21 protein-coding genes are annotated in these 25275 nt (G+C 31.4%); 9 read left to right on the top strand and 12 right to left on the bottom strand.

The window, feature by feature from the left end:
- Nucleotides 1-200: 200 nt before the first annotated feature.
- Nucleotides 201-1412: a sensor histidine kinase gene (locus BUA99_RS10675; protein WP_072991969.1), complete on the top strand. Its 1212-nt coding sequence runs from the start codon at nt 201-203 to the stop codon at nt 1410-1412.
- Between the two features lie 13 nt (nt 1413-1425).
- Here BUA99_RS10675 and BUA99_RS10670 read toward each other — a convergent pair whose 3' ends face one another.
- Nucleotides 1426-2163: a Dph6-related ATP pyrophosphatase gene (locus BUA99_RS10670; RefSeq protein ID WP_072991966.1), complete on the bottom strand. Its 738-nt coding sequence runs from the start codon at nt 2161-2163 to the stop codon at nt 1426-1428.
- 98 nt (nt 2164-2261) lie between these two features.
- On the opposite strand from BUA99_RS10670, the gene BUA99_RS10665 reads away from it, so the two are divergent.
- From BUA99_RS10665 to BUA99_RS10655, 3 genes are all read left to right on the top strand, one after another.
- The gene (locus tag BUA99_RS10665; RefSeq protein ID WP_072991964.1) at nt 2262-4328 is read left to right on the top strand and encodes a M1 family metallopeptidase; all 2067 of its coding nucleotides are present in this window, start codon (nt 2262-2264) and stop codon (nt 4326-4328) included.
- A gap of 39 nt (nt 4329-4367) precedes the next feature.
- Nucleotides 4368-5267: a patatin-like phospholipase family protein gene (locus BUA99_RS10660; RefSeq protein ID WP_072991961.1), complete on the top strand. Its 900-nt coding sequence runs from the start codon at nt 4368-4370 to the stop codon at nt 5265-5267.
- A 213-nt stretch (nt 5268-5480) separates the two neighbouring features.
- Complete coding sequence (locus tag BUA99_RS10655; protein ID WP_072991959.1) at nt 5481-6611, top strand: serine hydrolase; 1131 nt, start codon at nt 5481-5483, stop codon at nt 6609-6611.
- 3 nt (nt 6612-6614) lie between these two features.
- Here the strand turns inward: BUA99_RS10655 and BUA99_RS10650 are convergent, their stop codons facing one another.
- Nucleotides 6615-7136 (bottom strand): DUF7935 family protein, encoded by a 522-nt coding sequence (locus tag BUA99_RS10650; protein ID WP_072991957.1) that lies wholly within the window; start codon nt 7134-7136, stop codon nt 6615-6617.
- A 129-nt stretch (nt 7137-7265) separates the two neighbouring features.
- Between BUA99_RS10650 and BUA99_RS10645 the strand changes: the two genes are divergently transcribed.
- The 3 genes from BUA99_RS10645 to BUA99_RS10635 all read left to right on the top strand — a co-directional run bounded on the left by BUA99_RS10645 (nt 7266) and on the right by BUA99_RS10635 (nt 11189).
- Entirely contained in the window at nt 7266-8033 is a 768-nt protein-coding gene (locus tag BUA99_RS10645) for a sulfite exporter TauE/SafE family protein (protein ID WP_072991954.1), read from the top strand.
- A 117-nt stretch (nt 8034-8150) separates the two neighbouring features.
- The gene (locus BUA99_RS10640) at nt 8151-10487 is read left to right on the top strand and encodes an ATP-dependent helicase (RefSeq protein WP_072991951.1); all 2337 of its coding nucleotides are present in this window, start codon (nt 8151-8153) and stop codon (nt 10485-10487) included.
- A gap of 81 nt (nt 10488-10568) precedes the next feature.
- Nucleotides 10569-11189 (top strand): L-threonylcarbamoyladenylate synthase, encoded by a 621-nt coding sequence (locus BUA99_RS10635; protein ID WP_072991949.1) that lies wholly within the window; start codon nt 10569-10571, stop codon nt 11187-11189.
- 802 nt (nt 11190-11991) lie between these two features.
- Here the strand turns inward: BUA99_RS10635 and BUA99_RS15120 are convergent.
- From BUA99_RS15120 to BUA99_RS10595, 9 genes are all read right to left on the bottom strand, one after another.
- A complete protein-coding gene (locus BUA99_RS15120) occupies nt 11992-12168 on the bottom strand; it encodes a hypothetical protein (protein WP_159430945.1) in 177 nt (58 codons plus the stop codon).
- 115 nt (nt 12169-12283) lie between these two features.
- Entirely contained in the window at nt 12284-14542 is a 2259-nt protein-coding gene (locus BUA99_RS10630) for an acyl-CoA dehydrogenase family protein (protein WP_072991946.1), read from the bottom strand.
- A gap of 397 nt (nt 14543-14939) precedes the next feature.
- Nucleotides 14940-15872, bottom strand: coding sequence for a transglutaminase-like domain-containing protein (locus tag BUA99_RS10625; protein WP_072991944.1), 933 nt, complete (start codon nt 15870-15872; stop codon nt 14940-14942).
- A gap of 22 nt (nt 15873-15894) precedes the next feature.
- Nucleotides 15895-16746 (bottom strand): substrate-binding domain-containing protein, encoded by an 852-nt coding sequence (locus BUA99_RS10620; RefSeq protein WP_072991941.1) that lies wholly within the window; start codon nt 16744-16746, stop codon nt 15895-15897.
- Nucleotides 16746-17273 (bottom strand): GNAT family N-acetyltransferase, encoded by a 528-nt coding sequence (locus BUA99_RS10615; protein WP_072991940.1) that lies wholly within the window; start codon nt 17271-17273, stop codon nt 16746-16748. The genes BUA99_RS10620 and BUA99_RS10615 overlap by 1 nt, the downstream gene beginning before the upstream one ends.
- Nucleotides 17274-17309: 36 nt before the next feature.
- Entirely contained in the window at nt 17310-18434 is a 1125-nt protein-coding gene (locus tag BUA99_RS10610) for an SDR family oxidoreductase (RefSeq protein ID WP_072991937.1), read from the bottom strand.
- A 95-nt stretch (nt 18435-18529) separates the two neighbouring features.
- Entirely contained in the window at nt 18530-19399 is an 870-nt protein-coding gene (locus BUA99_RS10605; RefSeq protein ID WP_072991934.1) for a nucleoside phosphorylase, read from the bottom strand.
- Nucleotides 19400-19522: 123 nt separating this feature from the next.
- On the bottom strand, nt 19523-19852 hold the full coding sequence (locus BUA99_RS10600) for a translation initiation factor (protein ID WP_072991932.1): 330 nt from the start codon (nt 19850-19852) through the stop codon (nt 19523-19525).
- A gap of 97 nt (nt 19853-19949) precedes the next feature.
- Complete coding sequence (locus tag BUA99_RS10595; RefSeq protein WP_072991930.1) at nt 19950-20900, bottom strand: isopenicillin N synthase family dioxygenase; 951 nt, start codon at nt 20898-20900, stop codon at nt 19950-19952.
- 173 nt (nt 20901-21073) lie between these two features.
- On the opposite strand from BUA99_RS10595, the gene BUA99_RS10590 reads away from it, so the two are divergent.
- Entirely contained in the window at nt 21074-23050 is a 1977-nt protein-coding gene (locus BUA99_RS10590) for an alpha-ketoacid dehydrogenase subunit alpha/beta (protein ID WP_072991927.1), read from the top strand.
- A 329-nt stretch (nt 23051-23379) separates the two neighbouring features.
- Complete coding sequence (locus BUA99_RS10585) at nt 23380-23601, top strand: hypothetical protein (protein ID WP_072991924.1); 222 nt, start codon at nt 23380-23382, stop codon at nt 23599-23601.
- A gap of 25 nt (nt 23602-23626) precedes the next feature.
- Here the strand turns inward: BUA99_RS10585 and BUA99_RS10580 are convergent, their stop codons facing one another.
- Nucleotides 23627-25171, bottom strand: a complete 1545-nt coding sequence (locus BUA99_RS10580; RefSeq protein WP_072991922.1) for a hypothetical protein — start codon at nt 25169-25171, stop codon at nt 23627-23629.
- Nucleotides 25172-25275 lie beyond the last annotated feature (104 nt).

Below are 25275 nucleotides of genomic sequence, written 5' to 3'. Positions count from 1 at the left end.
TCGTTTATTAACTACTAACACTGCTTTATTTTAAATTCTAACTCTAATTGTATTATTAAATTTTACATAAAAATATAGGTCTTAAAAATACAAATTTCAAAATTTGATTAATTTTACATTTGTGCTATGTTTTTATTTTATTGAAGAAATTGACAGCCTCACTTGCTACATGTTCACAATAATCAAAAAAAAAATAATCAATGATCGCCCCAGATAAATTTACCAAAGAAAAAGAAAGAATTAAATCTTTAAAAGCATACTCGATTTTAGATACTTTACCAGAAGCCGAATACGATAATTTAACAATATTGGCTTCTCAAATATGCGAGACTCCTGTTGCTTTAATCACTTTCGTTGATGATAATCGCCAATGGTTTAAATCCCGGAAAGGATTAGATATTGATGAAACACCAAGGGAAATTTCTTTTTGTGCTCACGCTATCAATGATACAAACCCAGTTTTTGAAATTAGTGATGCTCGTCAAGATACTCGTTTTCGTGATAATCCTCTTGTGAGTGGTACAAATAATATTGTCTTTTATGCTGGTGCATCGATAAAAAATTTAAATGGACTTCCTCTTGGGACTATTTGTGTGATTGATCATAAGTCTAAAACTCTAACAGAAGCGCAAAAAACAGCGTTGCAGGCATTAGCGGACCAAACAATGAAGTTATTAGAATTACGAGCTAATAAAATTGAACTCGATAAAACGATGTTTGCGCTTAAAAAGAAAAATGATGACTTGGAGCGCTTTGCCTATATTGCTGCACATGATCTAAAATCTCCTTTAGTCAATATTAGTGGCTTAACTGACTTTTTTATGGAGAATTATGGTAATCTAATAGATCTTGAGGGTATTGAAGTGATTAATTTGATTAAAAGTTCAACAGTAAAATTGAAAGAAATGATCGATAATTTATTACTCCATAGTAAATCTAGTCTGTTAGACAAAGAAAACTGTAATGAAGTTTTTATCGCTGATCTTGAGAAAGATTTTTCGAATCTCTACGTTTTTAAAGATAATTGTATCATTACTTTTAAAACTACAGCAAATTCAATGTGCGTGGACAAAATCGCTTTTGAGCAAATTTTGAATAATTTAGTTACAAATGCTATAAAATATAATGATGAAGAAAAAATAAAAATAGATATTATTATCACTGAAGAGCTTGATTTTTATATGATTACCGTCACTGATAATGGAATTGGAATTTCAAAAGAAAATCAAAAAAATATCTTTGACTTGTTTACCATAGTCGAAGGTGTGGATCGATTTGGGGTAAAAGGAACTGGAATAGGCTTAGCAACTGTAAAAAAAATAGTTGAAGATTTGGGTGGTACTATTTCAGTACATTCAAAACTTGGCGAAGGATCTAAATTCTTTTTTACGTTGGCACGAAATAAAAAGTAACTTTTTTAAATCATCATTTTGGTTTTAAATCAAGATACCAAAATCCAAATTTAAATGGGTCGAAAATACCTATTTCGCAATTTGTATTAGATGATTTTTCTTGTTTTGGTCCCTGATATTTTCGATAAACAATGTCACCAATATCAAAAAGTATTGGTTTTGAAAAAATGGGTCCGTCGAAAGTAAAAGTATGAAATTCACCATTTTCACCGCACACGTCTACGCTCTCGGGTAAGTCATTGATAAAATCTTGATCTATAATTCGTCCAAGAAAACTTTTATCCAGAAACTGTTCGTTGACACAAACCACTATTGTTTTAAATCCCAAAGTAATAAATTGTTGAATCAAATCTATAGATGGTGTTTTCCAAAGAGGAAAAACTGCCTTCATACCTAATTTTTCTAATTGATATTCTCGATATTTTCTTAAATCCTCCAGAAAAATATCTCCAAAAATTGAATACGTATTTCCCTGATTCTCTAGCTTCGTCAAAGTTTCATTCATTACATCTTCGTAAGCATCCATTGAAGGCATTTCGGGTATTTGCATGATTTCCAGCGACAATCCAATACTTTGAGCTTGCTGTTTTAAAAGCGCAACACGCACACCATGCATGGAAATACGCTGAAATTCTTGATTCACACTTGTTAATAAGCAAGTGATTTCAAATTCTTGATTTTGTATGACTTTATAAAGAGCTAAAGCAGAATCTTTTCCGCTGCTCCAGTTAAATACGGCTTTTGTTTTCAATGGGATTTTAGTGTAGTTTTGTTACCGTAAACTTAGGCAAAGCATTCTGTTTTTAAACAATTGATTGTAACTTTGAGATTTTTGTAAAAATAATACCAATGAAATATTTCTTCTTTTTATTCATAACCTCATTTGTTTTTGCACAACAATCAAAATTTGTTGATTTTAAAAGTGTTTTGGGAAAAATTAATATAAATCCTCTGAGTAAAACTGTTGTTGGGGATGTGCAATATGATTTTGAAGTACTCAAAAGCATAGATACTATTAAAATTGATGCTCAAAACATGATATTTTCTAATTTAAAATTGAATGGTAAAACGATTAATTTTATAAATACTCAAAAGGATTTACAAATTATTTTCCCATTTAAAAAAGGAAAAAACACTTTGACTTTTCAATATTCCGCTACGCCAAAACAAACGATGTATTTTATTGGTTCCTTAGAAAAAAATAATTTACAAATTTGGACACAAGGACAAGGAAAATATACGAGCCATTGGTTCCCTAGCTTTGACGATGTGAATGAAAAAGTGACTTTCAATTTAACTATTTCCTTCGATAAAGAATATGAGGTAATATCGAATGGAGCATTAGACTCAAAATTAGAAACTGATAGATTATCTGTTTGGAGTTACCGAATGAAGAAACCCATGAGCTCCTATTTATTGATGCTTGCGATAGGGAAATATGCAAAGCAAACTCAATTATCGACATCAGGAATTCCATTAGAAATGTATTACCAACCTGAAGATAAATCTAGATTTGAACCTACTTATCGATACTCTAAAATTATGTTTGATTTTTTAGAAAAAGAAATAGGAGTGAAGTATCCTTGGGAGACTTATAAGCAAATTCCTGTTCGTGACTTTTTATATGCCGGAATGGAAAACACTGCGGCAACCGTATTTTCATCAAGATATATGATTGATTCAATAGGTTTTGAAGATCGAAGTTATACCAATGTGAATGCACATGAATTAGCACATCAATGGTTTGGAAATTTAATCACTGCCATAAGCGGCAAGCACCATTGGTTACAAGAAGGTTTTGCGACTTATTATGCTTTGTTAGCAGAAAAAGAAGTATATGGTGATGATTACTTTTATTCTAAATTATATGAATCAGCACAGCAATTAAAGTTTGCCTCAAGAACCGATACTATTCCTGTGTTGAACGCCAAAGCAAGTTCACTTACATTTTATCAAAAAGGTGCTTGGGCATTGTTTGTATTACAAGAATCAATAGGCGAGAAAAAATTCAAAAAAGTAGTATATTCTTATTTGAAAAAAAATGCTTTTAAGTCTGTTGATACGCAAGATTTCTTTGCTGAAATTAGCAAAGTTTCTTCTTTTGATCTAAATAGTTATAGTAAAGTTTGGCTGGAAACAACTGAATTTGATACGTCAAAGGCCAATGATTTATTAAAAAAAAATAATTCAATGAAGGTGTTTTTAAAAGTTGATCAATTACGAAATAAACCGATTTCTGATAAAAAGGATTTCTTTGTCGAAATTATGCACACAGATGTTTATTTTACGGTAAAAGAAGCCATTCTTAACCAGGTTAAAAATGAAAAATGGGAGGACAAGAAACAACTGCTACTGCTTGCATTACATACTAATAATTTACAAATTCGTCAAGCCGTGGCTAGTAATTTTAGTAAAATCCCAGCGGATTTTAGAATACAGTATGAAACTTTACTAGATGATAAATCATATCAAACGCAAGAAATCGCTTTATTTAATTTATGGAATAATTTTCCAGAACACCGCGTTGAATATTTAGAAAAAAGTAAAACTTGGATAGGATTTAACGATTACAACTTAAGAAATTTGTGGTTGTCCTTAGCTTTAAATACACCAAATTTTATTCAAAATAGAGTGCAATATATAAATGAGTTAATAGAATATTCATCAGGTGATTTTGAAGTATCTACACGTCAAAACGCTTTACAAAATCTAATTTCTTTTCGATTAATCGATGATTTAGTTTTAAAAAATTTAGTTAATGCTACTACAAGTCATATTTGGCAGTTTTCTAAATTTGGACGCGACAACATCAGGAATCTATTAAAAAACGATAAAATGAGACTTTCATTTGAAAATATTATTGTTGATTTAAATGAAAAGGAAAAATTTCAATTGAATCGGTTATTGAAAGAATAAACTTTTATTCTAAATTTGGATAAAAGTAAACTATAATTAATGAGGGCATTGGTAATTTCAGGTGGTGGCAGTAAAGGAGCATTTGCCGGAGGAGTGGCAGAATATCTTTTAGAAATCGAAAAAAACAAGTATGATATTTTTATAGGCACTTCAACAGGAAGCTTGCTTATTCCTCATTTAGCACTTGGAAATCTAAGCAAAATTAAAAGGATCTACACCAATGTAGACATGACAAAAATTTTTGATGTTAATCCGTTTTTGGTAAAAAATAAAAACGGAATTGAATTTGTCTCTATCAATCACTTTAATGTTATTTGGCAATTTATAAAAGGGAAACGAACCTTTGGCGAAAGCAAAAAATTACTTACATACATTAAGAGAAACTTCAAAATTGCTGAATTTGAAAACTTAAAGACACTCAACATGGATGTTGTGATTACTGTTACTAATTTATCTAAAAATGAAGCAGAATACAAATCGATTCACGACTGTACATACGATGAGTTTTGTGAATGGATTTGGATTTCAAGTAATTATATTCCTTTTATGAGTTTAGTCACTAAAAATAATGATGAGTACGGCGATGGTGGATTTTCAAGTCTAGTACCTATACGAGAGGCCATTACTCGTGGAGCGACTGAAATTGACGTGGTGATTTTAGAAACTGAAATTAATTTAGAGAAAGCTGTTGTGGGAAAAAATCCATTTTCTCTGATGATTGATTTATTCAGAATTGCTTTAAATCAAGTCGAAAAACATGATATTGCAATTGGTAAATTGATGGCTAATAATAAAAACGTAAAACTAAATTTGTATTATACACCCACCAAATTGACGAACAATGCACTTATTTTTAATAAAAAAGTGATGAAAGAGTGGTGGAAACAAGGTTACGAATATGCTCTTAATAAGTCGGAAATTATGAGTGACAATCGATAGAATTTTACTCTAAGTCAATAGAAGATATTGATACTCTTAATTTTTACTATTTAAGCTATGTAAGTTTTTAAATATGTTAAAAAAAATTAAGAGAAAATGATACTTCTTTAATATCGATTAAGAACATATAAAGGACTAAAACAAATATAAAAAACAAATTATGCTTATATTTTAAAATTTATTTTACAAATTTAACACCTACCGACATTAGCTATGAATCAAATTAAAAATTTATTAATTGTCTTAACGATTTTATTGCTTTACAACTGTGGTGCGAAAAAAGATATTTTACAAAAGACATTAGCTTCCAAAAATCCTAATATAAAGAGGGTTATGGATATGGCCGTACCACACGAAATACAAATTATTTACACCGAAATTTTAAGAAATAAAAATGGGAAAGTGTCTTTTAAAGATCACATATACAATTTAAATGCTACTAATTATTTTTATCCAGCAAGCACTATAAAATTCCCTATTGCAGTTTTAGCATTAGAAAAATTGAACACAATAGAAAATACTTCTATAAATACAGAGTATAAAATAGAAGGTAACGATTCTAAACTAAAATTTTCTGAAGAAATTTCAAAAGTTTTTGCGGTGAGTGATAATGAAGCGAGTACAAATTTATTAGAATTCATAGGATTTGATTACATCAATCAAAAAATGGAACAAAAAGGTTTGTCGCCATTTCGATTGAGCCACAGGCTTTCGGGCGCTGACTCTAGTAATCCACTAGTTAAATCAACAACAATCTATAAAGAGGACAATACAACTGAAATTTTCCCTTCCAAAGTCAATCAACAACCTATGAATTTGAAGCTGAATGGTTTACAAAAAGGAAGTGGATATTTAGCAGCCGGAGGTAAGCTTATCAATGAGCCATTTGATTTTTCAAAAAGAAATTATTATCCATTAGAAACACTTCATAACACCTTAAAACGAATTGTATTTCCAGAAAACTTTAAAGAAAGTGAACGATTTAAAATAACTGAAAAAGATAGAGAATTTATACTTTTTTCTATGCAAAATCTTCCAAAGAATGCGGGTTACGATCCTATTGAATATTATGATGGATATTGTAAATTTTTTATGTTTGGCGACACCAAAAAAAATATTCCATTAACTGTAAAGATTTATAACAAAGTGGGAAATGCGTACGGCACAATGATTGACTGCGCTTATATTGTAGATACTGAAAACAAAGTTGAATTTATGCTTTCGGCAACGATTTTAGCCAATAAGAATGGTATTTACAATGATAATATTTATGAATATGATGAAATTAGTCTGCCTTTCTTAGCAGAATTAGGACGTCAGTTATATCTTAAAAACAAAAAATAAAGACTACCATAATTGTCCCACTTCATTTCTAATGTATGACAAAGCAGCAAAACTTGGTGATTGCTTTTCAATTAATTCATTAATTACAAATTCACGCAAACTATCTGCATTGCTAACTTTTTGACTTTGAGTTGCTAAGCAAATTATTTGAATAGTTGCATTTTTTGCTGTCGTTATAATACTCCAGCATTCCTCAGAAACATAAATTTGTTGTGATAGATTATGTTCAAATTCTTGATCTATCTGTGCTATCACTAAATTTTGATAATCAAATTTATCCGTTGATAATGGATTTACTCTCACCATCATTTGAGAGGGATTGATTCGCTCCATTAATAATGTCAAACGTTCATAAGCTTGCAATCGAAGCGGCAAAATGGATGGTTGAGAGTCTTTTTGCAATAACCAACGGCGATTGTTTTGCTGATCTTTAAAATAAGAGCTAAATAATAAATAGGCCACAGCTCCGGTAATTAGCGAAGGTAGGGAATAAGCAAGTATTTCAATAATTTTACTAGAATCCATTTTGATGTAATTTTTAATAGGCAAAAATATACTTTTTTGAGTTCAAATCAACTTGATTTAATTAGCAATAACACAATGTGAATAGTATTTTTGCCATTTTAAAAACAGACTTTAATTTTGATAATTGAAATGGAAACGTATATACTAGTTTTACTTTGTGTTGCCGCCTTTGTCGCTGGATTTATAGATGCAATTGTTGGAGGCGGCGGGTTGATACAAACACCAATGGGATTAATACTACTGCCTAATCTACCAGTTTCAACGGTTATTGGAACTTTAAAAGTTCCTGCATTTAGCGGAACTTCATTTGCAGCGTATCAATACCTTAAAAAAGTAGATATGAACTGGAGACTACTCAGTATCATGATGCTCTTAGCGTTTCCATCGGCATTTTTAGGCTCTACTTTATTGACGTATGTGAGCAACGATTTTATGAAGCCCTTACTTTTAATTGTACTCTCCTTTTTAGTTATTTATACTTATGCGAAAAAGAATTTTGGACAGCATATAGAAAAGAATCATTCGCCCAGAACACAAATTTTTAATGCAATAGGAATTAGTTTTATCGTTGGTCTATATGATGGATTTATTGGTCCTGGCACTGGTAGTTTCCTCGTGGTAGCATTTATTGCCATTATGGGTTTTGATTTTTTACATGCTTCTGCAAATGCTAAAATGGTTAATTTGTCGACCAATTTTGGTTCTATTTGCTTATTTATTTTGAAAGGAAAAATAATATGGGCAGTGGCAATACCCATGGCATTTAGTAACGCAATTGGTGGTTGGCTTGGCGCCAAATTAGCCATAAATAAAGGAAATAGTTTTATACGTATATTCTTTCTGGTAGTTGTAGTTGGTACATTAATTCGCTTTGGTTACGATGTTTTTTATAATTAGTAATTGAATATTCCTTTTTCAAATATCTCTAGGTTAAAGCGATCTATTGTTGATTATAGATGCTTAAAACCTCGGTCAAATTCGCTATTTTTGTACTCTTATAATTAAAAATTTCCCATGCATAAATATATCGATCAACTAAACGAAGCACAACGTGAACCTGTTCTACAAAAAGAGGGTCCTATGATAATTATTGCAGGCGCAGGTTCTGGTAAAACCCGTGTGTTAACTATTAGAATTGCTTATTTAATGCATCAAGGAGTTGACGCATTTAGTATTTTATCACTGACTTTTACTAACAAAGCGGCACGCGAAATGAAAAAGCGTATCTCTGATATTGTTGGAGTCGGCGAAGCTAAAAATCTTTGGATGGGGACATTTCACTCGGTATTTGCACGAATATTACGCTCAGAAGCGGAACATTTAGGCTATCCATCGAACTTTACCATTTATGATTCACAAGATTCCCTTCGTGCCATCTCTGGAATTATTAAAGAGATGCAGTTGGATAGAGATGTTTATAAACCGAAACAGGTTTTGAGCAGAATTTCTAATTTTAAAAATAGTTTGATTACTGTTAAAGCGTATTTTAATGATCCTGATTTACAAGAAGCAGATGCAATGTCTAAAAAACCTCGCATGGGGGAAATCTATCAGAATTACGTAGATCGTTGTTTCAAATCAGGAGCTATGGATTTTGATGATTTGTTATTGAAAACTAACGAACTTCTAACCCGTTTTCCCGAAGTTCTTGCAAAATATCAAAATCGTTTTCGTTATATATTAGTAGATGAGTATCAAGATACAAATCACTCTCAGTATTTAATTGTCCGAGCTTTGTCTGATAAGTTCCAGAATATTTGTGTGGTAGGTGATGATGCCCAAAGTATTTACGCGTTCCGTGGTGCTAATATCAATAATATATTGAATTTCCAGAAGGATTATGAAGGCGTCAAAACCTATCGATTAGAACAAAATTACCGTTCGACAAAAAATATTGTGGAAGCGGCAAATACTATTATTGATAAAAATAAAGTAAAACTAGACAAAGTCGTTTGGACCGCTAATGATTTTGGTGCTAAAATTAAAGTACATCGCAGTTTAACAGATAATGAGGAAGGTCGTTTTGTTGCGAGCACTATTTGGGAACAGAAAATGCAAAATCAGTTGCATAACGGCGCTTTTGCAATTTTATATCGCACTAATGCACAATCTCGTGCAATGGAGGATGCGTTGCGTAAAAGAGATATTCCCTATCGTATTTATGGCGGACTTTCATTCTATCAACGAAAAGAAGTCAAAGATGTTTTGTGCTATTTGCGCTTAGTGATTAACCCAAAAGATGAGGAAGCATTAATGCGTGTTATCAATTATCCAGCTCGCGGAATTGGAAACACAACCATAGAAAAATTAACAATTGCAGCAAATCACTACAAAAGATCTATGTTTGAAGTGATGCAAAATATTGAACGTATCGATTTAAAATTAAATTCAGGTACTAAACAAAAATTGTTAGATTTTGTAACAATGATTCAAAGTTTTCAAGCGATCAATGAAAATCAAGATGCTTTTTATCTCGCCGATCATGTTGCAAAAAAAACGGGCCTAGTTCAAGAATTAAAGAAGGATGCAACGCCAGAGGGAATGGCAAAAATTCAGAACATTGAAGAATTATTGAATGGTATAAAAGATTTTACTGAAGGTCAAATAGAAGTGGATGGAGCAAGAGGTGCGTTATCTGAGTTTATGGAAGATGTGGCATTAGCGACAGATTTAGATAAAGATACCAGCGACGAAGATCGTGTGGCACTAATGACGATACATTTAGCAAAAGGACTAGAATTTCCACATGTTTTTGTGGTGGGAATGGAGGAAGATCTTTTTCCAAGTGCCATGAGTATGAGCACAAGAAGCGAACTAGAAGAAGAACGTCGATTGTTTTATGTGGCGCTGACACGTGCAGAACATCAAGCGTATTTGACTTATGCGCAATCCAGATATCGCTGGGGAAAATTAACTGATAGCGAACCTTCCCGTTTTATTGAGGAGATTGATAGTCAATATTTAGAATATATTACACCACCAGAGAATAATTACCGTTATAAACCTATGATTGATAGTGACATTTTTGGAGATGTTGATAAATCTAAATTGCGTTTAGCAAAACCAATTGGCGGAACGCCTCCAAGTCCATCAGCTAATGCAGGCGGAACACAATCAAGTGTTTCTGTTCGTAAATTAAAGCCCGTTTCTACTAATGCCGTTTCTGGTAATGCTAATTTATTTGATAATAGTTTAACTGCTGGCAATATAGTGATGCATGAACGCTTTGGCAAAGGCCACGTGATAAATCTAGAAGGAATAGGAGCGGATAAAAAAGCAGAAATTAAGTTTGAAGTAGGCGGAATTAAGAAATTATTATTGCGTTTTGCAAAGTTGGATATAATTGGGTAGTACTCAGCAAATAGTATTTAGTGTGCGGTTTCAGTTTGAAATCAAGTAATCATAAATCGTTAATCAAAAATTAAAAATCTCATGGCGCAATTTATAAAAATATACGAAGACAAACCTAACGAGGCGGCTATCGCTAAAGTGGTAAAGGTTTTAAAAGACGGTGGATTAATTATTTATCCAACAGATACTGTTTATGGGTTAGGCTGCGATATTACTAATACTAAAGCGCTAGAACGAATCGCTAAAATAAAGGGGATTAAGTTAGAAAAAGCTAATTTCTCGTTTATTTGTAATGATTTGAGCAATATATCTGATTATGTTAGACAAATAGATACCTCTACTTTTAAGATCTTAAAAAGAGCTTTGCCAGGTCCTTACACTTTTATTTTACCGGGAAATAATAATTTGCCTAAAGAATTTAAGAAGAAAACGACGGTAGGTATTAGAGTTCCTAATAACTCCATTGCCCTAGAGATTGTTAAAATTTTAGGGAATCCCATCGTTTCCACTTCCATTCGTGATGAAGATGATGTAATTGAATACACAACTGATCCAGAACTTATTTTTGAAAAATGGCAAAACCTTGTGGATTTAGTTATCGATGGTGGTTACGGTGATAATGTAGGTTCTACTATTATTGATTTATCAGGTGATGAACCAATAGTTGTTCGAGAGGGAAAAGGAAGTTTAGATGTTTTATAAATAATCCAAATACAAATTTTTAAATCTAAATGTAACATATAAACTCATTGATCGAATCAACACTAAAAATACCTAAGATAATAGGTAAGTTATAAAAGTTAAATTCGAAGCGACAAAAATTTCCTCCCAAACAAAATTACAATTTAGTTCGTACGCTATAAAATCTAAATTCATAGAGTTTTGACAAATATAATTTCAATAAAATTGAGAGCTTATAGTTATGACTGATGATACCGTTTGATCGTTTATAGAATTAATTTTAAAAAAAAACTGCCTTAAAAATGATAAGACGGTTTGCAATATTTTAAATGATTTTTACACGATTATTGCGAAAGAAGTAGTTTCTAATCATTTTCGAGAAAACTAAAGGTACTTATTTTTACATTAATTTACTTGTTAACTAACCTCTCTTATCAGCTCTACTATTTGCTTAAGATCAAATCTAAAAAAGTTCAAATGTATACAATATACCGTAAACCTGGGGCCTCAATGATTCTGCAGCACTATATTTTTTACGTAAAAGAGTACAGGAAAAATAGAAACTATTAATATTCCTAAAAGTGTACTACTCAAAAACAAAAGAGGGTCTATCACAATAAAATAGGCCATGAATACCAAAAATGGGTAGGTCATAGCTAAAATTAAAAATTGATCTACAAACGATAGTCTTGTTGCTACTTTAGATTTTTTCTAAAATTCACAAAAACATATTTTGCTATAGCTAAATTTTCACTAACATTGCTTCGACCCCAACGGATATACATTTTATATAATCTCTGATATTGTTCCAGAAGGTCAGGTATCACAATAGCATTTTTTTTAAAAGTACTTTTTTACCTTGTTTCAAAATCATGTTAGTCATTGCTGGATCTTCACCAATATCCGAGGCAACTCGCATAAATCTTTGATTAATCCGCTCTGGAAGGCATTCAAAAACGGCTGAACCTCCATAAGCTGCTAAGGCTTCTGGTGTGCACAAAACACTAGCTCATTGAATCTCCACTGACCCTACAAATCTAAATCTCGTAATAAACTTAAGTTTAGTAGTGTTGGTAAAATTGCATTTAATAAGATACTTTTTTGTAATAATTATTTTATAATGCTATTGGTGCCGAAAGACAACTATCTGGAATGGCAAATGCTTTTACTAATGAAATTGCTTCTGGTCTTAATTCCCAGCACAATTGATTGACCATTTTACGTATTGCTTTAGTTTTTATCGCCTCTAGGTATCCATCTTCAAGATACCATCCTTTGTTCTTATCTAGCAATGATAAGGCATAAAGTTGACTCAATTTGTTTACTATATCCTTACTTTTTGAATCTTCAAATTTATCTATTGCTATAATGAATTGTTCTAAAACAACTCGATCTAGATAAGCTTGTGCCACATCGATCATTTGATGTTGTACTACATTAAAAGCATCATACGGTTCTAATCCACCATCAATCAATTTTTTTAATCGTTTTGCTGCTGACGCTAGAATTGTTTTTTCTCTGTATTCAAATGCACTTAAATGAAAAGTAGCGTCTAATAAATGTGCTTCATCAGTCTTTCTAGTAATAATTGGATTTTTCTCGGCAATTACTGTCTTTGTATTTTCATAAACATAACTAATTATTCCCATAGCATCCATTTTACCATACGTTTTACGAAACTCTGAAAGTCTATTTTTAGCTACTAATTGCATTAAAACGGTATTGTCACCCTCAAAAGTGGTATAAATTTCGGTATCGCTTTTTAAAACACCAATTCTATTTTCAGACAAATATCCTTTACCACCACACGCCTCGCGACATTCTTGTAATGTAGCAGTTGTATTCCAAGTAGAATACGCTTTCATACCTGCCGCTAATGCTTCAATTTCGGGCATTTCAAGATCAGTTCTTTTAATAAAGCGATTCGTGACATACTGCAACGCAAAATGTATTGCGTAGGTCTTAGCGAGTAAAGGAAAAAGTCTTCGCTGATGCATTCTATAATTAAGGATTGAAACTTCTTCACCGCCTTCAGGACCAAATTGCTTTCGCTTGTCGCTATATTGAATTGCAATCGTTAGTCCTGATTTGGCTGCAGCCAAAGCTGATCTTGGAATTCCAATTCTACCTCCAACAAGTGTACCTAACATTGTGAAAAATCTACGGTTGTCACTTGGAATAGGACTTTCAAATTTACCTTGCTCGTTTACCGAAGCAAAGCGATCCAGCATATTGTCCTTAGGAATAATCACATTGTCAAAACTTATAGTACCATTGTCAACGCCGTTAAGTCCCATTTTTAATCCACAATCCTTTATTATAATTCCATTTAAAATCTGGTTATTCTGATTTCGAAGTGGAACTACAAAAGCATTTACACCATAGTCAACTTCATTAATTATCAATTTTGCAAAAACAGTTGCCATTTGTCCATGTATCGCAGCATTACCAATATATTCTTTTTGAGCTTTTTCGTGTGGAGTGTTTATAACAAATGTTTTATTCTGATGGTTGTAGGTTGCCGTAGTTTCTAAACCTTTTACATTCGAACCATGATTGGTTTCTGTCATAGCAAAACAACCAGGCAATTTAAGAGTACCAATATCTTTTAAGTATTTTTGATAATGTTTTTCTGTTCCAAGCGAATGGATACTCATTCCCCAAAGTCCAAATTGCACACCAAATTTTATAACTAAACTTAAATCATGGTAACTTAGTGTTTCCATTATTGCAAAGTAATCTGCAATATTTTCTCCTCCGCCATATTTTTTGGGATAAGCCATGTTTCCTAAATTCTCACGCGCTAAAATTTTGCACCATTGATATACTTTTTCACGGTAAATAGCGGTATCCGTAGAGGTTTCATAAGCGAATTCAGGTCTGGTAATAATCGATTTTACTTTTTGGATGATTTCTGACTGCTCGCCATCTAATATTTGTGTAAGTTTTGAAATTTCAAACGTGGGATCTGATTGGTGAGTGGAGGTAAAAGTTATTACATTTTTTTTAAAATTGGAGATTACGTCTTCGCCAAGAATTCCTAAATCATTTTCTAGTTGGATAAAATTAGTAGCAAATTCACTTATTGCACTTCCGTTATTAGATAATTCTATTACTATATCAAATAGCGATCGAGCTTCAGGATTGTGCTCAAGAGCTGTATTAATTTCTGATTTCCAATTTGTCATTGTAAATCTCGAGGGCGCATTAGAAATAGATAATTGAGAAATAAGCGCTACCTTTTCGTCGTCTTTAAGCCAATTCTGTACTGATATAAATTTTTTTAATACCAAATGTTCTTTTTGAGTTAAGAGATCATCAGACCAAACGAGATAAAGAAATGGTATAAAAACTTTTAATTTTGTGTTTTCCATGATATTTTTTATTAGGTACTCCGCTATATTTTACTCAATTTAGGCAATTTTGCCTCTTAAAACTATAGTAATAAGAAACATTTAAGAAAATAATAATGAGTTTAAACTCAAAAAAAACAATATTAATCAGTTTGAATCTTTTTCATATTTAATATATAAGTTAAAATTTTTCGAATCTAAAAATTATTTTCTATACCTACTTTTAATTTTTTAAAGAAGATTCTTTTATGGTGGAATAACTAGTTTTTTAAAAATAATTTCGGATTTAAGATTTTATACTAAATTTAAGTAGTGGATTAAAAAGATGCTTTGTTTTAACATTGTTAAAAACTATATATTGGCATTATTAAACACAAAAAAAGAGTATAAGTAACTGATATTAAAACTTTTAAAGCTTTTAATCTAAAGTCAAAGCACCTAAAATTTCTTCAGACATAAAGGGTCCGCCAGGATAACTTGCAGTATAATCTAAATTCATCCAAATTTGTCCCCGCTCATCTACGTGATAAAAAAGTTTTTTATTGTGACTTTCAATAGGGAATAATATATTTTTTATTAAAAAATTCACTTTTTCTAAATCGCTTTCTGAACCAATTAGTATTTCAGGATAAATGTGGCCTTTGGTATGAATTAATCTTGGTGTTCCACCAATAGATCGCACACTTGCAGCCATTAAAATAGAGTGATCGTCGCAATCTCCAGAAAAATATAGTAGAGATTCGGTAGCTGTTGCAATATAATCGCCAGCTTTTGGATCACTTACATAATTCCATCGACTATTAATTTCTTTAAAAACAGCAAAACACTGAATTATGGTTCTATATTCAGCATATCCTTTTATATTTTTAAAATGTTCTGATGTGGCTTTTATTGCAAAATTCCTAATTCGAGGATTTTGATATTCTATAGCGTTGATAATTTTAGATTTATTAGGAAATGGCAACAGCTTAGCGATTATTATATCTTGCGGATAGGGATTATAGGACATTGTATACATCATTGAATTATAATCTTCAAAAACGCTATTAAAGCCATAATTGCCTATTGTAGATCCATAAGCTAGTACGAGAAGATAGATAATGATACAAAAAATAATAATCGTTCTCAATAAACGAAGGATTATTTGAATCACAATTATCATCACGATAAAAAGAATTATTCTATCAATATTTAAAAACCAATTAGGATTTATTAAATTTTGATGTAAAATGATAAAGAGAGGAATAGCAATTAAAATATTCAAAACAAAAATTATAACGTCATCCCAAGGTTTTTTTACTTGAAACTTTTGTTTTAATTGCTGGAAATTGATGTTTTTAATTTTTATCATACTTGAAAATAAAAATAGTATTCTATACTATTTTTACAATTTCCTCAAAAGTACCTTTTTTATCTATAATTTTGAGTTCAAGAAGTTGATTTTGAATTTTGTTTAACATTTCTTGAGATAGAGAATTTTGTGACCAATCAGTGAGATCAAGCCATTCTCGAATATCGTTGGTCTTCTGATTAAATTTAGAGGCTAGAATCTGATCAATATTAGGAATGTTTTTAAAATTTAGAGTTTGCTTGTTGATAACTTTCAAGATAGAAGCAATAGTGTCAAACTCATTTTCTATAATTTCATTTCGAACTGCAATTACAAAACTCGGCCAAGGTGTGGGACAATCGCCCACTCTTCTAAAAATTCCACTATCAACCAGAGGCTTTGTCATAAAGCGCTCCCACATAAAATAATCAGCGGTACCTCCAGTCAAACTTTTAACTGCACCGTCAATAGTGTTTACTATTTCAAATTGAAAATTATCAATATTCCACTTTTGATTGTGCGCATTCACAAATGCCATTAATTGTGATCCAGAACCTAAACGAGAAATTGCAACTTTTTTATTTTCTAAATCAGCTATTGAAATAAAATTAGAATTTGCTGCCACATGAATTCCCCAAATTAGCGGAGTTTCTACATAAATCTGAACTATTTTACTACTATTTCCAGCAACGATGTCTTTGACAATACCCTCGGTAAGAATTACGGCGATGTCCGTTTCGCTGTCTCGTAGCATTTGGTTCATTTTACCTGTACCTTCGGGAACATCAGTCCATTGTAAATCAATATTTTCCTTTTTGAAATCGTTATTTGAAATCGCTAAATGCCACGGTAAATTGAAATGTTCGGGAACTCCTGCTATTTTTATTGTTTTCATTATAAGTTGGGATTTTTTAATTCGTACCAATTCCAAGAAATGCCGTCTTCCTGATATTGTTGAGTCATTTTTAGTCCAATTTTTTGCAGTATTCTATTTGACGCGAAGTTATCGGTATGTGCTGCTGCTCCCATAACTTCGATTTTCATTACATTAAATCCATATTCTATCCAAGCTAAACTGGCTTCGCTTGCATATCCTTTTCCCCAGAATTTTTCATTTAATCGGTAGCCAATATCGTAAAAATGAATTTTGTTATTGACCATTTCAGTATTGTATTTTAAACCAGCCCAACCTATTATCTGATCAGTTTCCTTTAAAACGATTATAAATCGGCCAATATTATTATTATGATATTGTGTTCTAACACTTTTAATATAAGTATTGACTTCAGCAATATTCGTTAACGGTTTTTTCCAAAGATATTGATGCACATTAGGATTTTTTTCCATTTCAAATAATGCATTTGCATCCGAAAACTGCATTTCTCGTAAGATTAAACGCTTAGTATTTAGAATAAGAGTCATCTTTTGAAATTATTGATATTTGTAATTATTTACTAATTATACATTTATATCTTTAAAATTATTCAATTTTGCGTAACGAATCATATTAGTTAAAGCTTCTTGATCCAGTTTTGGTATTTCGAGAATTGAGTTCAATATGGTAGTATCGTATTCATTGGCATTAGTTATAAAGTAAGGATTTAAATGTTTGCCAATACTTTCGTAATACATTTTTTCACTTGAATTTGCATACTTAAAACTTGCTGTATTAGGAATTAATGTGTAATTAGAATATCCCACTTCCTTCATAATTATTTGCAATCCGTCCGTCATATTGAAACTTTTATCGTGAACAATATTTAGTTGCTCAATATCAACTCTATCCAAGGAACTTATAATTACCTTAGCCACATAATCAACAGGAATAATATTCAATACTGTGTCGTCATTTATCATAAAACGTATATTTTCTTGATTCCCTTTTCGTTGCGAAAGAACGTAAAAGAATTTTGCCAAAAGATAAAAAACCATGTACTTCGATATAAAATAGGGATTCTCGTTACTTAACATCTTACCCCCAATAACACTAGGTCGCAGAATTTGAAATGGTAAACCGATTTTCTTGCACTCTTCTGCTATAAAATTTTCAGAATGAAATTTAGCATTTTCATACGCATTTCGATGATCTGGTTTAAAACCTAAATTATGAAAATCATTACATATTATTCCTTCGCGATTTCCAGAAGAAAAAGCAGTTCCTATATAAATGAATTTTTTTATGAAAGGATGAAATATACTAAAAAGAGTTTTTGTAATTGTAGTGTTTTCGTCAAAAATTTTTTCTCGATGTTCTTCATCAGTAGATAGATTTACAAATCCAGCAGAATGAATGAAATATGCATCTGTAATTTCACTTAAAAAACTTTCCTGAACGTCAGCTAAATCAGTGTCAATAATTTTTAAATATTCATGTAGTTTTTTTATTCCTTTTTCTTTTATGATTTTGGGAGTGTAGGAGCTAGATAAAAGGCTGTTTATACGATCAGAAGCTGAATTTACTCCCCTATTTCTTGCAAAAATAATTAGTTTGCCATCAATTTTTTTATTGATAAAAAGCTCTAAAATTTCATACATTATTTGAGACCCTAGTAATCCTGTAGCACCTGTAAGTATTATTTTCATTATCGTTTTATTCTAAAAAGCAAATATAGTTTTAAAAAAATAATAAAAACTTTTTTAAAACTATATATGAATAAAATTTCTAAAATTTAATTTTCTTATCCTGTAACAATTTTCTCTAAAGTGTAGGCTATTAATTCATCGACAGCTTTATATGGATCTTCACTAAAAGTTCCAGAAGCGCGGTTTGCAATTATTGCATTCAAAGAAAGCGCATTATGTCCTAAAAGTGCTGAAAGTCCATAAATTGCAGCTGTTTCCATTTCTAAATTAGTAATTAGATTACCAGCAAATTGAAAATTATCCATTTTAGAATTTAAATTTTCGTCTTGGATATTTAAACGCAGTACTCGACCCTGTGGACCATAAAAACCACCAGCAGTCGCAGTAATTCCTTTATGCATTTTATCACTTTCTATCATTCTTTCTAATTTTGTAGAACAAGCAATAACGTAAGGTTTTCCTTTTTTTAGATCCCAATTGGTATGTTTCACGAAAGCATCTTCCATTTCTATATTTGAAATGTCATCGATTAAATAGGAGCGAAGCATATTATCTAATCCCAAACCAAATTTTGACATGACAAAACTGTCTACTGGAATATCAGTCTGCAAGGATCCTGAAGTACCAATTCTAATGATGTTAAGCGATGTTAATATTTTTTTAGGTGTCTTGGTTTCCAAGTTGATATTGACCAATGCATCTAATTCATTGATTACAATATCAATATTGTCAGGACCAATTCCAGTTGACATCACTGTAATTCGTTTGCCTTTGAAAATTCCTGTTTGCGTTTTAAATTCTCTTTTCTGGGTAGAAAATTCAATACTATCAAAAAACTGAGTAATTTTTTCAACCCGATTTTGATCTCCTACAAAAATTATATCGTGTGCAATATTTTCTGGTTTTAAATTTAAATGGTAAACACTACCGTCTGGATTTAAGATTAATTCTGATGATTGTATCATATAATGATTGTTTTAACCACAAGTTTTAATAAGATTATTACAAAGCTTGAAAGGTTATTTTAATTTTATTTTAAAAATATGAAAAATTGTTTGTTGAAGGTTACTCCTTAATTTATCAGGGAGTTATCCTCCAACGCGTTTGACTTTGAATCCTTTGCTCTTTAAGATTTCCATAATCTTAACGCGGTAATCACCTTGAATAATAATAGAATCGTCCTTGAATGTTCCACCCACGCTAAGTTTGGTTTTAATTTCTTTAGCCAGAATTTTAAAATCTTCGTCAGTTCCTTGATAACCTTCAATTATAGTTGTTGCTTTACCTTTTCGTTTTTCAAATTTGCAAATCATGGGTTCTTTTTGAACATATAACTGATGTTCCTCCTTTTGAATTGAATCTTCAGGAAGTGCCTCGTGATCAGGGAAAAGATTTTTTAATTGGTCTTGTAAGTCCATATATTGATATAAAATTCAAAAAAATAAATCCCAAATTCCAACAATTTGTGAATTTAAACACAAATTTATATTATTGGAATTTGGAATGTTTATTAATCTATTTTTTAATTAAACCTAAGTCAACTAAACGTTCATATAAATATGCCCCAGCAGTAATGTCATCGAATTTTTTTGGATTTTGCGCATCAACACAGTTTTCTAAACAGTTTAGCGGCATATCGCTTACGGGATGCATAAAAAAGGGGATGGAGTATCGTGAAGTTCCCCATAATTCTCTTGGCGGGTTTACCACTTGGTGAATTGTTGACTTTAATTTGTTGTTTGTGTGACGTGATAACATATCGCCTACATTAATGACCAACTCATCTGACTCCGCAATTGCGTCAATCCATTCTCCATCATGTTTTTGTACTTGTAATCCTTTGCCTTGAGCTCCCATCAATAAAGTGATCAAGTTAATATCGCCATGTGCTGCGGCGCGAATCGCATTTTCAGGCTCTGCTGTAATAGGAGGATAATGAATGGGTCTTAAAATTGAATTGCCGTCTTTAGCATAATTATCAAAATAGAATTCATCCAATCCTAAATGTATCGCCAAAGCTCTTAAAACATAAACACCAGTTTTTTCAAGCATCTGGTACGCTTCTTTTCCCACTACATTAAAACGAGGCAATTCTTTTACTTCCACATTTTCAGGATATTCAGTGGCGTATTTTGAATCTTTGGAAACATATTGTCCAAAGTGCCAAAACTCTTTTAAATCGCCTTCTTTTCTACCTTTTGCATGTTCTGTTCCAAAAGAAACGTAACCCCTTTGTCCGCCAATTCCAGGGATTTCATAACCGCGTTTTGTTTCGATTGGTAAAGCGAAGAAGTTTTTAATTTCACCATACAATTCTTCGACTAATTGGTCGTCTAAAAAATGCCCTTTGAGTGCTACAAAGCCAATATCTTCAAAAGCACTTCCGATTTCATTTACAAATTTTTGTTTACGTGTCGGATCGTCCGACAGGAAATCACGCAAGTTAACACTAGGAATGTTTTGCATCTTGTTTACTATTTTTTAATATAAATGCAAGGCCATAAACCTTGCAAATACAAATGTAAAGAATAATTTTATATCTAAATTTTAAAACTTAAAAACAGCATAAAAAATTTTAACAAAACAAGACCAAACTGTTATATTTTTTTATCTTTGAAATCTATAATAAAAATAAAAACATGATCTTCGATAGAAAAAATCTCACTGATATCCAACTATTAGATTTATATAAAAAGATATTAAAACCCAGACTTATTGAAGAGAAAATGCTTATTCTGATTCGTCAAGGTAAAGTCTCTAAGTGGTTCTCTGGCATTGGACAGGAAGCAATAGCTGTGGGAGTGACTGCCGTTCTAGATCGTGAGGAATATATTTTACCAATGCACAGAAACTTAGGCGTTTTTACAGGGAGAGATATTCCGTTATATCGCCTTTTTTCACAATGGCAGGGAAAAGCAAATGGGTTTACAAAGGGTCGTGATAGAAGCTTTCACTTTGGAACACAACACTATAAAATAATTGGAATGATCTCTCATCTAGGCCCGCAATTAGGAGTAGCAGATGGAATTGCATTAGCAAACAAGTTAAAGAAAAATGGTAAAATAACCGCAGTTTTTACTGGTGAGGGTGCAACCAGTGAAGGTGATTTTCATGAAGCTTTAAATATTGCAGCAGTGTGGGAATTGCCAGTAATGTTTGTTATCGAAAATAATGGTTACGGATTGTCAACTCCTACTAACGAGCAATATCGTTGTGAAAACCTGGCCGATAAAGGAATAGGATACGGAATTGAAAGTCACATAATAGATGGAAATAATATCTTAGAAGTTTTTAATCTATTGTCAGAGTTAAAAGCTTCGATGGTTGAAAAACCACGACCTGTTTTACTAGAATTTAAAACTTTTAGAATGCGTGGACATGAAGAGGCTAGTGGTACAAAATATGTTCCGCAAGATTTAATGGATCTATGGGCTATAAAAGATCCTGTGAATACGTATAGAAAATTTTTAGCTGAAAACGAAATTCTAACAGAGGAGTTTGATCTTGCTTTAAAATCTGAAATTAAAAAAGAAATTGATGAGGCCTTAGCGTTTGCAAATACTGAACCTGAGATCGAAGCTACTTATAGTGAAGAATTAAATGATGTATATAAACCATTTCAATATGAAGAGATTAGCTCTCCATCAGAAAGAGATAAAATACGATTTATTGATGCTATTTCTAATAGTTTGCGAGAATCAATGGTACGCCACCCCAACTTAGTTATAATGGGCCAAGACATTGCTGATTATGGAGGAGCATTCAAAATTACAGATGGTTTTATGGCTCAGTTTGGAAAAGAACGTGTACGAAATACTCCTATTTGTGAAAGTGCCATTGTTTCTGCAGCCATGGGGCTATCCATAAATGGTTACAAGGCAATTGTTGAAATGCAATTTGCTGATTTCGTTTCAACTGGATTTAATCCAATTGTCAATTTGTTAGCTAAATCGCATTACCGTTGGCTTGAAAAAGCAGATGTCGTGATTAGAATGCCTTGTGGAGGAGGAACTCAAGCGGGACCATTTCATTCACAGACTAATGAAGCTTGGTTTACAAAAACTCCAGGACTAAAAGTAGTCTATCCAGCATTCCCATATGATGCTAAAGGCTTATTAAATACTTCAATTAACGATCCAAATCCTGTTCTATTTTTTGAACATAAGCAGCTTTACAGAAGCGTTTATGGAGAAGTACCAAAGGATTATTATACACTTCCATTAGGTAAAGCAGCGCTAATACAGGTAGGAACGGCTATAACCATTATTTCCTTTGGTGCGGCGGTTCATTGGGCGTTAGAAACTCTCGAAAAGAATCCTGAGATTTCAGCAGATTTGCTGGATTTAAGAACTTTACAACCTTTAGACACCGAAGCTATATACGCATCTGTACGAAAAACAGGTAGAGCAATTATCTATCAAGAAGACAGCTTATTTGGTGGCTTAGCAAGCGACATTTCGGCATTAATCATGGAAAACTGTTTCAAACATCTTGATGCGCCGGTAAAGCGCGTTGCGAGTTTGGATAGTCCCATTCCATTTACAAAAGCACTCGAAGATCAATATCTGCCAAAAGGAAGATTTGAAAATGATCTTAAAGAGCTTTTAGCGTACTAGAAGCTAAAATTATAAATAGGTTATTTTTGGAGTTGTAATTCTAAAAATAACCTAATATCCAAAAGATAATTATAAAAAGTAATATTGTACCAAAACAACCACCACCTAACTTCTTGGCACCGTAACCTGCTATTATTGTTTTAAAAAATCCGTTCATAATTTGATAATTTTAATTATTGTACAAGTACTTTTTATTAGAAATCGCTCCCTTCAATGCATCTATATTGATAGTAATAAACGCTCTAATTATTTAGATCAATTATAAAAATAGTATAAAAATTTGGCAACTTTATGATGATACTTTAATTTTGAAGAATAAATAAAAAATTATGAAACCTCTCAAGGAAAAACTATTGATTAAAGATGCGACCATAAATAAAATCCAATTTGATACCGAATGGTTTTTTAAATTCGATGACATGACTTATTATCTCAAAGAAGATTTATCAGCTGTGGAGTTCATTTATTTACCAATGATTATCGAAGGAAATCAAGAATATGTAAAATGTGCCTCATTTGATGATATCATAAGAGGAAGGAGAGAATTATAAAATAGAAGCGCGAGACTATACTTTATTATCTATTACTCAATTTTGCTTTCTCCTTAATTATATCACTAATTTTTTGATTTTTGATTTTGCTTTCCAGCCAAGAAATTATATCAAGATAAAGAAAGGCTCTTTTCTCATAAGTGTTTTTTTCTAATTCTATAAAACGTTCTCGCATTTTTATGAATTCCTTTTTAATATCACTTGGATAAATAGAATTTAAACTTTTTAGGAATTTAATAATTTCTTTTTGTACTTCATGTAAATCATTCATTTTTAGTAAAAACTTATAGGTGTTTTTTAAATGATTTTCCAAGTAATAATCGTTTCCAAGTTCATAATGAGCGATCAAACTTAACAACCGCGCAAAACACATCAAATCCTCACGCATGGAAAGGTTTTTATTATTGATGATTTTTTCAAGATAGAATATTGATTCTAAATACTTTTCATTACCAAAATAAATACTTGCGATTTTATAAAAAAACATCATTTCATGATATTCATCTAAATGATCACTATGCAATTTTAGTTTTTGTAAAATCTCCGGAATTAAATACTCGCTCTCAGCAAATGTGCCTTCTAAAATGTGAAAATTTAGTTTATTATTGTAGAAATACAAAAAAGAAAGCGAAGCAATATTATCATTAACAGGAAATTTCGAATCATTAATTGTCTCCTCGAGCTGTGACAAATATTTTTTGAATTTTGACTTGTATTTGAGCATGAATAAAGATTCCAGTAAATAATTATTTCCTTTTAAAAAGAATACCGGGTTCAGATAAATCATATTTGGATTTTCATAAAATAAAGTTACCCATTTATATGCATATTTGTAACTTCCGAGAAAGTCTTGCACCAAAAAACTACGCCAAAGATTTGCATTATAGAACCAATATTTTTCACGAAAACCAAATTTTTTCTCGTCAAACTTAGCGATGTGCTTGTTAAAATAATTGTCGATATACTTATATTCTTCATCTGTTTTTACATATCCCGTTTTCAACATTATTCCGTACAATTGCAATGACAAATTAGAGAGTTTACTAGAAATTGTATTTTGATAGTTTAACTCCTTTGCTTGAATAACTAATTCATCAGCACGACCTTGAATACTTCTGGTTATGTATTGCGATTCTATCAATTTTTCAAATTCCACGATTTCAAAAGCCATTAACTTCTCATCATTTTCTAACGCAAGAATTTTTGATTTATCAAGAATTTTTAAACTCTGTTTGTATAATCCCTTGTTGTACAAAATAGAAGCGAAATCAATTTGTTCCCGGATTTGATAACGCATATTTTGGCTAGGAATATTCAAGCGGATACTAACTAATATTTGTTTGTATACGTACGATTTTAGATTTGACAATTGTACTTTTTTAATAATTCCGCTTTTTAAAATTATTTTTTCGTCATACGCCTCAGACTTATCTAAAACATTAAATAATTCTATAAATTTCGTATTCGAGCTGGTCTCTAGCCGACTCGCAAATATCTTAAATTGTCTTTTTTCCGATTTGGAAAGGGATTTAATTAATACAAACAAAAAATCTTTTTGATGGTTAGCCATTGTAAAATGTAGAAGTGTAAATATTTGATTATAAGTTATTTAGCTGTTTAATAAATAGGTTATGAACAGTATATTTAGTTTATTTGAGTTTTGTGTTGCTGTTT

The sequence above is a fragment of the Flavobacterium segetis genome (assembly GCF_900129575.1).
GTDB classification, from domain to species: Bacteria; Bacteroidota; Bacteroidia; order Flavobacteriales; family Flavobacteriaceae; genus Flavobacterium; species Flavobacterium segetis.
Note: the sequence above shows the minus strand (reverse complement) of the source record. Positions and strands in the feature narration are given on the sequence as shown.

What these genes read in the sequence shown, in the direction of transcription:
- BUA99_RS10675 (WP_072991969.1), top strand. Translation starts at nt 201, where the DNA reads ATGATCGCCCCAGATAAATTTACCAAAGAAAAAGAAAGAATTAAATCT.
- BUA99_RS10665 (WP_072991964.1), top strand. Translation starts at nt 2,262, where the DNA reads ATGAAATATTTCTTCTTTTTATTCATAACCTCATTTGTTTTTGCACAA.
- BUA99_RS10660 (WP_072991961.1), top strand. Translation starts at nt 4,368, where the DNA reads ATGAGGGCATTGGTAATTTCAGGTGGTGGCAGTAAAGGAGCATTTGCC.
- BUA99_RS10655 (WP_072991959.1), top strand. Translation starts at nt 5,481, where the DNA reads ATGAATCAAATTAAAAATTTATTAATTGTCTTAACGATTTTATTGCTT.
- BUA99_RS10650 (WP_072991957.1), bottom strand. Translation starts at nt 7,136, where the DNA reads ATGGATTCTAGTAAAATTATTGAAATACTTGCTTATTCCCTACCTTCG.
- BUA99_RS10645 (WP_072991954.1), top strand. Translation starts at nt 7,266, where the DNA reads ATGGAAACGTATATACTAGTTTTACTTTGTGTTGCCGCCTTTGTCGCT.
- BUA99_RS10640 (WP_072991951.1), top strand. Translation starts at nt 8,151, where the DNA reads ATGCATAAATATATCGATCAACTAAACGAAGCACAACGTGAACCTGTT.
- BUA99_RS10635 (WP_072991949.1), top strand. Translation starts at nt 10,569, where the DNA reads ATGGCGCAATTTATAAAAATATACGAAGACAAACCTAACGAGGCGGCT.
- BUA99_RS10630 (WP_072991946.1), bottom strand. Translation starts at nt 14,542, where the DNA reads ATGGAAAACACAAAATTAAAAGTTTTTATACCATTTCTTTATCTCGTT.
- BUA99_RS10625 (WP_072991944.1), bottom strand. Translation starts at nt 15,872, where the DNA reads ATGATAAAAATTAAAAACATCAATTTCCAGCAATTAAAACAAAAGTTT.
- BUA99_RS10620 (WP_072991941.1), bottom strand. Translation starts at nt 16,746, where the DNA reads ATGAAAACAATAAAAATAGCAGGAGTTCCCGAACATTTCAATTTACCG.
- BUA99_RS10615 (WP_072991940.1), bottom strand. Translation starts at nt 17,273, where the DNA reads ATGACTCTTATTCTAAATACTAAGCGTTTAATCTTACGAGAAATGCAG.
- BUA99_RS10610 (WP_072991937.1), bottom strand. Translation starts at nt 18,434, where the DNA reads ATGAAAATAATACTTACAGGTGCTACAGGATTACTAGGGTCTCAAATA.
- BUA99_RS10605 (WP_072991934.1), bottom strand. Translation starts at nt 19,399, where the DNA reads ATGATACAATCATCAGAATTAATCTTAAATCCAGACGGTAGTGTTTAC.
- BUA99_RS10600 (WP_072991932.1), bottom strand. Translation starts at nt 19,852, where the DNA reads ATGGACTTACAAGACCAATTAAAAAATCTTTTCCCTGATCACGAGGCA.
- BUA99_RS10595 (WP_072991930.1), bottom strand. Translation starts at nt 20,900, where the DNA reads ATGCAAAACATTCCTAGTGTTAACTTGCGTGATTTCCTGTCGGACGAT.
- BUA99_RS10590 (WP_072991927.1), top strand. Translation starts at nt 21,074, where the DNA reads ATGATCTTCGATAGAAAAAATCTCACTGATATCCAACTATTAGATTTA.
- BUA99_RS10585 (WP_072991924.1), top strand. Translation starts at nt 23,380, where the DNA reads ATGAAACCTCTCAAGGAAAAACTATTGATTAAAGATGCGACCATAAAT.
- BUA99_RS10580 (WP_072991922.1), bottom strand. Translation starts at nt 25,171, where the DNA reads ATGGCTAACCATCAAAAAGATTTTTTGTTTGTATTAATTAAATCCCTT.